This is a genomic window from Brucella gallinifaecis (assembly GCF_006476605.1).
GTDB classification, from domain to species: Bacteria; Pseudomonadota; Alphaproteobacteria; order Rhizobiales; family Rhizobiaceae; genus Brucella; species Brucella gallinifaecis.
Genome location: NZ_ML636811.1, coordinates 54,844 through 67,532, shown reverse-complemented (window position 1 = coordinate 67,532; position 12,689 = coordinate 54,844). Strand labels below are relative to the sequence as shown.

Here is a 12,689-nt window from a genome sequence, read left to right as displayed (position 1 = left end):
TTACAGCAAAAAGCTCACTTATCTCGCCACTGGAGAATCCCCTCTTCAGTGCGGCCGCGAACCTATTAATATTAAAGGTTTCTGACTGTGACAAAAACGACCATTTTTGTCATACATCATTTCAAGGGTGTTTTTAAGGCATCAGCGAACAATGGGTATTGATAATGTTGGAGAAATTCGGGCGGGGACTGGTAATCATGCCGGGCGGACAAAAACGGTCCTTTTTGTCAAGGGCTGTGCAGTCGATCCTTATTCAACCCAAACGAGAGGTGTCAAGAACTGGATCTCGCGGCTGTACCTAGTCCAGAAACACACCTCATGAAAGTAATTTCACGATGATTATCGGTTATGCACGCGTATCCACGGATGACCAGAAGCTCGACCTCCAGGTTCAGGCACTGAAAGAGAACGGGTGTGATCGTATATTCACTGACCATGGCCAATCCGGCTACCGTTTTGATCGCTGCGGACTGGAAAAGGCCATGCAGGCTCTGAAACCCGGCGCCACCCTCGTTGTCTGGCGGCTCGATCGGCTCGGACGCTCCCTGGTCGGTCTTGTTGACCTGCTCGAACGGCTTGAGGCTGGCAATGTTCACTTCCGTTCGCTGAGCGAAAATATCGATACTGCCTCATCGGGTGGCAAGCTGATCTTTCATGTCATGGCAGCCCTTGCTGAGTTTGAACGCTCCCTGATTTCCGAACGAACACGTGCCGGCATGGCCGCCGCAAAGGCAAAGGGCACGAAAATAGGAAGACCACAAATACTGTCCCTGGAGCAAATACATATCGCAAAAGGGGAGATCAAGAAGAAGAAGGCTACCCAGGAGGATATCGCCGGCAGACTGAACATCTCGACGCGCACCTTGCGCCGTTACATCACATCAGCTGCCCGCCGACAGGCTTAAACCATACTTAAGAGGTGGCGCGTATATGCAGCGACTTTACTGCCATAGTGTAATCCTCTGACGTCAGATCGCCATCGTTAGTCAAGTTCTGATGCATTGCTGTTTCCACTTCATTTGAACATATTCAATGCCAACAAGGATAATGTTGGCTGCAGTTTCTGATTTGAAGGCCAGAATGGATCGTATCCGTTGTTTAATACGGCGATGATCTTACTCAATGCTGGTGTTCATATATTTTCAGGAGCAGAGCCTAATGAAGTCTCCAGCCTGCCTTAGCCGGTTCTCCGCATCACGTTAAAGAATGGCAGTGCGATTGATCTCGCTCCCGCCAATGATAATACGCTCTGGCCTGTCGTGACGGGCCAAAGCCTTGCGTATAAAGCGTTTGGCAGCGGTTACATCACCTTCCTTGTTGAAGCAGAATTCAACCGTATCTCCCTGACTGTCGGTCACACGATATAATTACAACCACTCGCCGTTGACCTTAAGAAAGGTTTCATCATGGTTCCATTTGTCTGCGACCTGACGCTTCGTCCAGCTAAACCACCCAAGCAATTTGGGACTGAAGAAAATAACCCACATCAATGCCGTCTTCCGCCATCATTGCCTTCAGATTGCGAAGGTTCAGATTGTAAACAAGGTACTAATACACACAGAAGAATAACGGATTTATCAGAATAGCGATCTTTAAAATCGAAATTTCCCCGTTCTCAAAAAGCCAGAATGTTATCATTACATTTGTTGACGAAAAATTTGCAACAGATCCGAAGAGGCTTCGAATTACAATGCAGTTGAAGATTTGATGTCCGCTCCTATGAAAAACCTCCGACTGTTGCCCGCCGAAAAAGGTTATTATCACGAGAGGGCTTGGTATGCTCTTGTGTATAGTGGTATAAAGCCCGTTATTCCGCCAAAAGCGACCAGATCTATTGAACTATGTGATCAATGATCAATTCTGTTCACTGCAACAATCTTAAGCATTCAATGCCGTTCAAAAAGGCCTTTCCGCCTCATCCGATTCAAGCTGCCCGAACCTATTGTTAGAATATTTGCATTATTATTGTCGTCAGTTCATCTATTCGATCGGCCATCGCAGTAAAATACCTATAGCAATGGTTAGCATCGCACCAGACACCAAGAAAGCAGCACTTAAACCCCAATAAATGGATACTGCGCCCCAGAGGGCGCTTCCGGCGGACGTTGCCCCGTACATAACCATTAGGTATACGGATATTGCACGCGCTCGAAGCTCTTTAGGCAACATTCCCTGTGCTGAACCGTTAAGTCCAGAAACCACGAAAGCCCAACCCAATCCAGTAAGCAGCATTGATATCCATATCCAGTAGGTTTCCCCCTTCCAAGCAACTAGAATAAGTGCAAAACTGAGAAGAAGGGGAGCAAACAACGTTAGCCGGTTGATGCCGATACTGTCTTTTAGAGTCGGAACAAAAACTCCTCCGAGCACGGCCCCGAATCCGATAGCTCCCAACAGCAGTCCCACCTCCGACGCTTGCATATGTAATTGGATACCCGCAAACGCTGGCAACAAACTCCACATACTGCTTGCTGCAAAGAAACAAACAAAGGTTCGAAGCAGCAAGGCTCGGAAACGTACGTCCTTCGACAAATAGCGGAAGCTTGCAGTCGACGATGGAATATCCTCGGCGCATTCTCTTCGTGATAATCGTGTAGAAGTTTTGCTCCAACGCCGAAATACGATTATTAATCCCAAATACGAAATGGCATTGATCCAGAAAATCATTGATAATGCCGTAGCCTGAGCTATAAAACCTGCGATTGCAGGTCCAACCGCTCGCGCGAAATTAAAGCTCATACCGTTCAACGCGGCGGCGCTGTGCAACTCACGAGGCTCCACTAGGGTGGACATCGCTGCTTGCCACGCCGGCATCGTCATAGCGGCGCCACAACCAATCAAAAAAGTGCCGAAAAGCAGCATCTCCGGCGTTGCTATATCAAATGTAACTAAGATACTGAGACCAAGGGCAGCAAGTCCCATTGCAGCATGAGTCAAAAGTAAAAATGTGGGACGATCATACTTGTCGGCAATAATCCCTGCCGGTATTACGAGCAGAAAAATAGGTAGCGTCATAGCGGTCTGAACTAAAGCGACCATCTGGGAAGACGAGCTAATTTGCACCATAAGCCATGTGGCTCCCATTCCCTGCATCCAGGTCCCAAGATTCGAGAACACATTGGCTACCCAGAGTGTACGGAACCGATCATTCTTCAACGGCTTCCAAAGAGTTGATCCAACTGCGTAAACATTCGTGGTGGTCATGATGACCACTCCGAATTTGCATTGAACCATGTTTCCAGTTCTACAGCACGTTGGCGCAAGTGTTCTTCATTCTCACCCTGAAACACAAAACCTGCTACCTCAGCATTGGTCATCGAGGCTCCACCATAACGCTGCCCAGCTATTCCATACGCTTTGTAGAGATTAACCCACTCAAAATCACAGGACATGGGAAATCCTTGCAGAGTTCCTTGACGTGGTGGGATAATTATCCACGCCCCATGTATGGCGACGTCACGGGGACGCGAAACAGGCACTTTTTCTTGAAGCATAGACGATTTTACATAATCCATCTTGATGTCAACGCCAGTTGCAAATCGAACCAGTCCATTAATCACGCCACCTTCAAGCCGACTTGGTGGGCAGGTAGGCAGGCTGCTCCAATTGGCAAACCCGCAGTCCGCTACTCGCGGCTCAAATATATGAATCTCAATGCTTATTATATGCTCTTCGAAGAGATAGGAGAGCCGATCAAGAAGAGAAAGTCCCCGAGGGCCCATGCCGATCACGCCAAGCTTCCAAGACATATTGCCCCCTGTGTAAAGCTAACACTCATTCCACAGGAGTTGACAGGAACTTCAAGTTTGATCAATATTGATAGATTGATTCAATGTATCGACATTAGTATTAGGAATGCTGAATAATTCTGGGTATATGTCTGCAAAGGAAGCTGCAGCCGAACTTAACGTCAGCGTGGCAACGCTTTATGCATATGTGAGCAGAGGAATTATCCAGTCTGAAGCTCGAACGGGGACACGTGCGCGGCGCTATCGTAGCGCTGATATCCGAGCATTGGCTGAGAAGAGTAAAATCAGCGGAAAACATTCAGACGCGGCCAATATATTGACTTTCGGGATACCTATCCTCGATTCGGAAATCACATATACTGATGGCAGATATTTATATTTTCGCGGACGCGACAGTTCAGTATTGGCCACCACCAGCACAAATTTAGAATCCGTTGCATCCCTTGTTTGGGATTGTAATGACCGTCAGGCCTTTAAAGAGCCTGCTCCGGTGATGTCTGCAGCGGAGCAACATGCCAGAACAGCGCTAGGTGTCGGCCACCCTCTTATACTTTGTCAGGCCATGCTACCAGTGATTGGAGAAAAGGACTGGCGCGCTTATGATTTTTCGAAAAATGGAACCTGTCGCACCGGTACCTGTATTTTGCGGCTCGTGACCGCCCTGATCACCAATACAGTGCCGAGTACGAACGCTGTACATGAAACACTTGCGTTAGCCTGGAACGTCATTGACCATGCACCGTTGGTACGCTCAGCGTTGATTTTGGCGGCCGATCACGAACTGAATGCATCAACCTTTACAGTCAGAGTTGCGGCTTCAGCCAGAGCGTCTCTTTATGATGCCGTTTCCGCTGGACTTGCAACATTACAGGGATCTCGCCATGGCGGCGAAATTGAGCGGACATATAGATTTTTGCAAGAATTGATACTCGAAGGCGTTGATCCCGGGCAAATTGTTGCGGCATGGATGAGGAGAGGTGAGACGATTCCTGGCTTTGGTCACCCACTATATCAAGAGGGAGACCCACGAGCGGTCACGTTGCTTGAATTAATGAGTAGAGAAATTTCGTCCTCACAGAGCACAAATGTGCATAAAGCAATAATGGTAGCTCAATCTTTAACTGGCAAGAAACTTAATTTTGACGGTGCTCTGGCTGCTCTCACACTGAATCTTGGTCTGCCAATTTTCTCCGGCATATGTCTGTTAGCCATGGGTCGAGTGGTGGGATGGATTGGACACGCAATTGAACAATATAATGACAATCGCCTCATAAGACCACGTGCAAGATACATCGGGTTGCGGTGAGGCAATAATATTCAGTCCCGCATTAGGATCAGGACCTATTAATTTGGTGAGAATGGCACCTGCAATGAGAAGCTATGCATGGAGAAACGTGAAGACCGGGGTATTTCCTCCGGTTGAGTGGCTCGACACAGCAAATCGCCAAGTCATTGCGATGTCAGAAAGATTAGGTCGAATATTGTGCATTACTTGAAAAACACAATCCATCCGTGCTTCACTGCACTGATTTCGATGGTTTTGTTGCAAAAAATTTAGTGGGCACTAAAATTCAGCAACTTTCCCCCACACGCTTCGGTTAAGCCGTTCAGGCTTATAAGGTTTCGGATCAACAATCGGCTCGCGGCCCAGAATAACGTCGGCAATCATATGTCCTGCGCCCGGACCAATGCCAAAGCCGTGCCCACTGAAACCCGCTGCCAGAATGAACCCCGGCACGGTTTCGATCTCTCCAATGGCAGGCACACCGTCGGGTGTGCTGTCGATATAGCCTGCCCAGCGATTGGCAATCGGTATTCTGGAAAGCTCTGGCAGAAGATTACACGCTCTTTTATAGGTGAGGCTGATCTGCCCTGCATCCGGCTTGGGATCGAGAATGCGGTTTCGTTCCATTGGTGTGATTTTATCGAGCGACCACTTGCTCAATGTTTCATGGCCCGAGCACCAGCCCTGAATGCCACCCGGCGCAAGGCTGCGCCAGCGGCGCATGAACATTGGGATAAATTCGCGGCTGAAACGCAATTGCTGCGGTGTCACATCTACACGCGCCTTACCGCTGATCGCAAGCGTGTAAGCACCATCATGACGTCGCGTGAGCGATACCTGCGAGGTATGTAAGGCATCCGGCAGGCCAGCGGCACCCGGTGCGACAGATAAGATCGATGCACGGACAGCAGCCTGCGGAAAGCGAATGCCAAGCTGATTGCAGAAGGATGATGCCCATGCACCGCCCGCCATCACAACGGTTTTTGTCTGAATTGTACCCGCTTCAGTCACAACGCCGCTGACGCAGCCACCGCTAAGTTCAATGCCGCGCGCCGCACAATTCTGATGCACCGTTCCGCCAGCGGCCATGATGCCACGCGCCACAACAGGAACAGCACGCGATGGATCGGCAATACCGTCAGTGGGCGAGAAAACGCCGCCCTTCCATGCCCGTCCGGTGGCTTTGCCACGTTCGGCAGCTTCTGAAGCGTTGAGCATATGTGTGATGACGCCGACAGATTTCGCAAAATCGCGCCAGCGCGCCCAACCTGCAATCTCTGCCTCATCCTGCGACAGATAAAGCAAACCGCAACGCCTGAAACCCGGGTCCTCTCCGGTTTCTTCTGCAATCTTATCCCAGAGGTCGAGGCTTTTTGTTGCCATAGGCAATTCGCGCGCATCACGGTTCTGTTGGCGGCACCAGCCCCAGTTGCGGCTTGACTGCTCGGCAGCAATTCGGCCTTTTTCAACGAGCGCAACTTTCACTCCGCTACGTGCAAGATAATAGGCGGTAAACACACCGACCACGCCGCCACCAATAACCACGACGTCGGCCTCTTTGGGCAATGTCGGACTGGTTTCAATATGCAATAACGGTGCGGACATGAGCGGGACTCCGATGTTTTACATATCCTAATGCGGCCTGCACCGTGCGGTGCATCGGAGTTTGCCTTTACACAGAATTTCATATGGTTTGCCGCAGCTTCGGCAGATGATTATTGCGTCTAAAGTAAATCTTCTTCGCACGATAACTGAATATGGAAAACAGCAGGTCGCACGATTGCAGCAAGAAGCGAAAAAGATAATAATCCGAATTCAGAATACCGAATGAATGGTTTTGATTATGAAGCTCGACAAAATTGACATCAGAATTTTATCCGAAATGCAGAAAAACGGTCGGATAACCAATGTCGAACTTGCCGAACTCGTCAATCTGTCACCAAGCCCATGTCTGATGCGGGTGAAAAAACTTCAGTCTGAAGGCTATATCACTGGATATTCGGCTCAGATCAATGTCTCAAAACTGGGCCAGACGCTAACCGTATTCACGGAAGTCACGCTTAAAAACCACCGGCAGATCGATTTTGCGCGTTTCCTTGCAACGGTGGAAAAGATCGATTCCGTTATCGAGTGCCATCTCGTATCGGGCGGTTACGATTATCTGATGAAATTTGTTACAGCTGGAATTGTCGAGTATCAGACCATTATGGAACGCCTGATCGATATGGATGTCGGCATTGACAAATATTTCAGTTTCGTCGTGCTTAAATCACCTATTGTAAAAGCACATCTCCCGCTCGACGCAATGTTCACTGAGCAAAGCTAAATCATGTCGCAAAAAGGTGGGAAGTTTCTCCCAGCTTTCACAATGCGTTTTAAACATTCAGCCTCTGGTAAACTCGCGGACAAGTTCGGGATCCTGTTGCAGACTATCAAGCCAGCCGGTGTCAAGTTTCGGTACCGACGAGAATAACAGCCGCGAATATGGATGGCTTGCTGTGCTTCCCATCATATCCGGGCTTAGCTGCTCAACCTTTTTACCTGCATACATCACCACAACCTGATCACAGATCGCGCGCACTGTGGAGAGATCGTGACTAATGAACAGATAAGACAGTGATAATTCGCGTTGCAATTCTTTGAGCAGCTCGATAATCGCCGCAGCCACCACTGTATCGAGTGCCGATGTGATTTCATCGCAGATGATCATCTTAGGATCAGCGGCAAGAGCACGTGCCAGATTAATGCGCTGCTTCTGGCCGCCTGATAATTCACCCGGTCTGCGGTATCGCATGTTACGCGGCAGACGCACCATATCAAGAAGCTGGTCAATACGCGTTTCCCGATCTTTGCCATTCATGCCGTGATAAAAGCTTAGCGGCCGCGCCAGAATATCAGCAATCGACTTGGCCGGATTGAGCGCCGTATCTGCAAACTGGAAGACGATCTGCAACTCGCGCAGCTGCTCGCGACTGCGCTGGCGCAGATCGCTGGGCATTTCCTTGCCTTCGAACTCTATCTTACCGCTCGCAGCAGGCAGAATGCCTGAAATAACTCGCGCAAGCGTGGACTTGCCGCAGCCTGATTCACCAATGATACCGAGGTTCTGCCCCCGCGAGAGCTCAAGACTGACATTATTGACCGCAATCATTGCGGGTTCGCCAGATTTACCCACCATACCATAACCGGCAAGCACATTATCAACGACAAGAAGCGGCACAGGTTTCCCGACTTGTTCCATTTCAGGTTTTGTATGCAAAGCCGGTTCAAAAGCTGCAAGCAATTCCTGCGTATAAGGATGCTGGGGCTTATGCAGAATATCCTGCGTTAGGCCCACTTCCTGCACCTCACCGCCTTTAAGCACGACAATCCGATCTGCAATCTGCGCCACAACAGCAAGATCATGTGAAACATAAACGCCAGCGATATGCTTCTTTTTCATCACCGATTTGAATGCACGCAGAACTTCAATCTGTGTGGTCACATCAAGCGCCGTCGTCGGCTCATCAAAGATCACGAGCTTTGGATCACCGATCAGAGCCATCGCCGCCGAAAGGCGCTGCAACTGCCCACCCGACACCTGATGCGGATAGCGCTCGCCAATCGTTTCAGGATTGGGCAAGGCCAGCGCCTTGAACAACTCAATCGCTTTTTTGTGCGCTGCCTCCTTCGACATCAATTTATGTATCTTGGTCACTTCAATGACCTGATCCATGATACGATGTGCGGGATTAAAGGATGCTGCCGCACTTTGCGGCACATAGGACACTTCCGTCCCGCGTTTCTTTGAGCGCTTACGTTCCGAAAGCCTGACAATATCCTGTCCGCCAACAGTAATGCTGCCACCCTCAATCCGGCAGCCCGGACGCGTATAGCCCATCAGCGTCAATGCAATGGTGGTCTTGCCGGAACCGCTTTCGCCAATCAGCGCTACGATTTCACCCTCAGCAATTTCAAAACTGACATCACGAATGATCTCAACTTTACGACCAGAATCAGTTTTGGCGTCGACACGAAGGTTTCTGATCTCAACAAGACTGCTCATTCATTCGCTCCTGTCGCGGATCTTCTGCGGGAGATTGTCGATCAGCAGATTGACGCTGATGGTAAGACTCGCAATGGCAATTGATGGGAACACAACCGCAGGTGCAGCAAACGACAACCCGCCAATATTTTCCTTAACCAGTGCGCCCCAGTCAGCATATGGCGGCTGCACACCCAGACCAAGAAATGACATGCTCGACAAAAGCAGGACAATAAACACAAAACGCAGGCCAAAATCGGCCAATACGGGTCCGATAATGCCAGGCAGAACTTCCGAACGAATAAGATAACCGATCTTTTCGCCACGTGCGCGGGCAACTGTCACATAATCCATAGTGTTGATGTTAATCGCCAGTGCGCGCGCAAAGCGATAGCTGCCGGGCGTATAGATCACTGCCAGCGTGATGATCAGGACCGGGATCGATGACCCAACGCCCGCGACGATAACCAGCGCCAGAATTTTGCTTGGGATAGATGTTAAGGCATCTAGAAAGCGGCTGAGTGCCGAGTCAAACCAGCCACCGATCACAGCCGCTGTCATGCCGAGCGTCACACCCAAAAAGCAGGCGAAGAAAACGGCAGCGAGCGCAATACCAACTGTGAAACGCGCACCATAAATAATGCGCGAAAGCATATCGCGGCCCAGATAATCTGTTCCCAGCGGAAACTGGGCACTCATTGGGCCAAAGAAATCAAAGTCAACAATTTCGCCAATCGGATGCGGTGCAATCCATGGCGCAAATATCGCGACAAGTGCCCAGCCAAAAATGATCAGAAAGGAAACCGCACCAACCAGATTAATCCGATAACCGAAGCGTGGGGCCTTTGCCCTTCCCTGATTTGAAACAGAAGCAGTCATGATTATCGCAGCCTCGGATTAGAAAGGATAGCAATCAGATCCGCTATCGTGATGAGCAGGAGATAGCCAAAGCAGAAGATCATCGCGCAGGTCTGGATCAGAGGCAGGTCGCGCGTTGCAACCGCATCAAGCATGAGCTTGGCTATGCCGGGATAATTGAAGATGGTTTCGACAATAATCACGCCACCCAGCAGATAGGACAGCGACAGAGCAACCGCATTGACGATGGGACCGAGAGCATTGGGGAGCGCATGGACAACAACCATTCGGCTACGCGAAGCACCTTTGAGCAATGCCATTTCAACATAAGGGGTGTTGAGTGTCTCAAGGACTGCTGCGCGAGTCATACGGATCATCTGTGCCGAGATCACAAAACTCAGCGTGATGACCGGCATCGCAAAAACCTTGAGAAGCCCCCAGAACGATGTAACTTCATTGGCCATGGAAAGCGCTGGTAACCAGCCAAGATAGACCGCAAACACAATCACTGCGATGGTAGCAACCATGAACTCTGGCACTGAGATAACCGAAATTGTGATGATGGATACAACACGGTCATAAAACGTGCCGCGCATGATTGCCGCTGTAATACCAAGAAACAATGCAATGGGCACTGATATTGCAGCTGTAATACCCGCGAGCTTCAAAGAATTTACGAGTCGATTGCCGATGAGATCCGAAATCGGCACGTTGTTGACGTATGACACACCAAGATCGCCGCGCAGCAAATTACCGAGCCAGTAGAGAAACCGCAAAAAAGCTGGCTGATCGAGGTTCATCGCATGACGAAGTCCGGCAACGGCCTCAGGTGTAGCCGCCTGCCCCAGAAGAATTTCAGCCACATCACCAGGAAGCATCGCTGTTGCAAAGAAAATCGTAAACGCAACAATCAGAAGCGTAACAAAAGCAACGACAAGGCGTTTGGCGACGAGATTCAGCAGAGGCGACTTCATGGTCATGCGCAGCCCAATAATGGGGGGAAACGATCAGTTCGGGCAAAAACTATACTTTCGCCCGAACCCGAAAAGCGAGACTACCTGACGAAAGGTCAGGCTTCCAGCCATGCATGCTCGGCAAATGTATAACCCATCATGCCACCCAGCGGATTTGGCTCAAGACCATTCAGCTTCGGCGAGATCGCATCAACATTGGACATAAAGACAGGAATGACCGTTCCGGCTTCATTGGAAATCATAGCCTGCATATCACCATAGATTGCCTTGCGCTTTGCTTCATCAAGCGAACCACGGGCTTCGAGCAGCATTGAGTCAAACTTCTCCGACTTGTACTGGCTTTCATTCCATGGCGCATCCGCCTTGTAGAGCAGTGAGAACAAGATATCCGGTGTTGGGCGGGCATTGATGTTGCCGTAATGGACCGGATCTTTTAGCCAATGGTTTGACCAATAACCATCCGACGGCACACGATCGATAGTGATTTTCTGGCCGATTGTCGAAGCTGCCTGCTGGAGAACCATGGCATAATCGAGCGATGACGATGCCGCTTCTGCCGCAGTGATGCGGATTTCCTGATTAAGCATACCGGCTTTTTCAAGCAGCGACTTTGCACGTTCTGGATCAAACTCGCGCTGCTTCAGCTCTGCATTGTGATATTTGCTGGTAGCTGGAACCGGATGATCATTCGCAATTTCAGCAAGACCGCGTAGTACGGATTTCTGGATAACTTCGCGATTGGTCAGATATTTCAGCGCTTCAGCCACGCCAGCCTTATCGCCCGGTGTAAGGTCTAGACGAACATTAAGATTGGTATAGGTACCGAGCTTCGAGATGAAGAGCTTGGCAGCTGGGTTGTTTTCAAGCACGCGCAGCGAGCGAGGGTTGAGGTTTGCACCAAGGTGAATATCGCCCGATAGCACCGCATTCATACGTGCACTTTCGTCGGAAATTGCAAAGAACTCAAACGAGTCGAGATGCGGGCCGTTGTTCTTCCAGTAGTTCTCGTTACGCGCAGCCATTGAGCGCACGCCCGGCTGGAATTCCTTGCATACAAATGGACCTGTGCCATTACCCTTGGAGAAATCGGTCGTGCCATCTGCAACGATCATGAAATGATGCATCGCGAGAATTGTTGGCAAATCGGCATTGGCGCTTTCAAGCGTAATTTCTGCCGTCGTGTCATCAATCTTCTTGACACTCTTGATCTGCTTGGCAAGCGCATTCACCTTGGAACCAACGGCTGGATCAAGGTGGCGATTAAGCGAGAAAACGACGTCGTCTGCCGTTAGTGACTTGCCGTCATGGAAGGTCACCCCCTTGCGCAGCTTGACTGTCCAGACCTTTGCATCTGGGCTTTCCACGCTTTCGGCCAGTTCCATCTCAGTTTCGCCCTGACCATTCAGAAATGTCAGGCGGTTATAGAATGCGCAGCAGCGAACATAATCGGTCGCATTGGAGGCCTTCGCAGGGTCAAGCGTATCGGCAGTGGAAGCGCTGAAACCAGCCGCCTTGATGAAACCGCCTTTAACCGGGGTCGCAGCATGTGCGGAGGTTGCGCGACCTAGAATCGTCGAACCCGCCGCAACCGCTACTCCACCCATAAGCATCATCTGCAACAATTCACGCCGGGTTGCCCCGCGACGAATTGCATCTTCAATCATCCGGTCGTCGGAAGAAGTCCAGTTGGTTATCTTCTCGCTCATGGCAGTTCCCCTTATTATAATTGCATCTGGTGCTCCGGTTTATAGTCACCGGTTTCACCTTGGCTTCATTGCAGTTTCAGAATTACGGTCGTT

The 12,689-nt window shown here is 50.0% G+C and carries 11 protein-coding genes; 3 read left to right on the top strand and 8 right to left on the bottom strand.

The window, feature by feature from the left end:
- Positions 1 to 335: 335 nt before the first annotated feature.
- A complete protein-coding gene (locus FHY56_RS14870; protein WP_140905944.1) occupies positions 336 to 905 on the top strand; it encodes a recombinase family protein in 570 nt (189 codons plus the stop codon).
- A 294-nt stretch (positions 906 to 1,199) separates the two neighbouring features.
- Here FHY56_RS14870 and FHY56_RS18380 read toward each other — a convergent pair whose 3' ends face one another.
- The 3 genes from FHY56_RS18380 to FHY56_RS14855 all read right to left on the bottom strand — a co-directional run bounded on the left by FHY56_RS18380 (position 1,200) and on the right by FHY56_RS14855 (position 3,749).
- Positions 1,200 to 1,358, bottom strand: coding sequence for a DDE-type integrase/transposase/recombinase (locus FHY56_RS18380; RefSeq protein WP_376889793.1), 159 nt, complete (start codon positions 1,356 to 1,358; stop codon positions 1,200 to 1,202).
- Between the two features lie 622 nt (positions 1,359 to 1,980).
- Positions 1,981 to 3,204, bottom strand: a complete 1,224-nt coding sequence (locus FHY56_RS14860; RefSeq protein WP_158447769.1) for an MFS transporter — start codon at positions 3,202 to 3,204, stop codon at positions 1,981 to 1,983.
- Complete coding sequence (locus FHY56_RS14855; protein ID WP_140905942.1) at positions 3,201 to 3,749, bottom strand: hypothetical protein; 549 nt, start codon at positions 3,747 to 3,749, stop codon at positions 3,201 to 3,203. The genes FHY56_RS14860 and FHY56_RS14855 overlap by 4 nt, the downstream gene beginning before the upstream one ends.
- A 127-nt stretch (positions 3,750 to 3,876) precedes the next feature.
- Here FHY56_RS14855 and FHY56_RS14850 point away from each other — a divergent pair, with 127 nt between their 5' ends.
- Positions 3,877 to 5,055: a citrate/2-methylcitrate synthase gene (locus tag FHY56_RS14850; protein WP_158447768.1), complete on the top strand. Its 1,179-nt coding sequence runs from the start codon at positions 3,877 to 3,879 to the stop codon at positions 5,053 to 5,055.
- Between the two features lie 258 nt (positions 5,056 to 5,313).
- On the opposite strand, the gene FHY56_RS14845 is transcribed toward FHY56_RS14850, so the two are convergent.
- Entirely contained in the window at positions 5,314 to 6,639 is a 1,326-nt protein-coding gene (locus FHY56_RS14845; protein ID WP_140905940.1) for an NAD(P)/FAD-dependent oxidoreductase, read from the bottom strand.
- A gap of 238 nt (positions 6,640 to 6,877) precedes the next feature.
- Between FHY56_RS14845 and FHY56_RS14840 the strand changes: the two genes are divergently transcribed.
- The gene (locus FHY56_RS14840; protein ID WP_140905939.1) at positions 6,878 to 7,360 is read left to right on the top strand and encodes an Lrp/AsnC family transcriptional regulator; all 483 of its coding nucleotides are present in this window, start codon (positions 6,878 to 6,880) and stop codon (positions 7,358 to 7,360) included.
- A gap of 57 nt (positions 7,361 to 7,417) precedes the next feature.
- Here the strand turns inward: FHY56_RS14840 and FHY56_RS14835 are convergent, their stop codons facing one another.
- The 4 genes from FHY56_RS14835 to FHY56_RS14820 form a co-directional block, all read right to left on the bottom strand.
- Complete coding sequence (locus FHY56_RS14835) at positions 7,418 to 9,079, bottom strand: ABC transporter ATP-binding protein (RefSeq protein ID WP_140905938.1); 1,662 nt, start codon at positions 9,077 to 9,079, stop codon at positions 7,418 to 7,420.
- Positions 9,080 to 9,937 carry an ABC transporter permease gene (locus FHY56_RS14830; protein ID WP_376889789.1) on the bottom strand — a complete coding sequence of 286 codons (858 nt, stop codon included), beginning with the start codon at positions 9,935 to 9,937 and terminating at the stop codon, positions 9,080 to 9,082.
- A 2-nt stretch (positions 9,938 to 9,939) separates the two neighbouring features.
- Positions 9,940 to 10,890 (bottom strand): ABC transporter permease, encoded by a 951-nt coding sequence (locus tag FHY56_RS14825; protein ID WP_140905936.1) that lies wholly within the window; start codon positions 10,888 to 10,890, stop codon positions 9,940 to 9,942.
- Positions 10,891 to 10,985: 95 nt separating this feature from the next.
- Entirely contained in the window at positions 10,986 to 12,596 is a 1,611-nt protein-coding gene (locus FHY56_RS14820) for an ABC transporter substrate-binding protein (RefSeq protein WP_140905935.1), read from the bottom strand.
- Positions 12,597 to 12,689 lie beyond the last annotated feature (93 nt).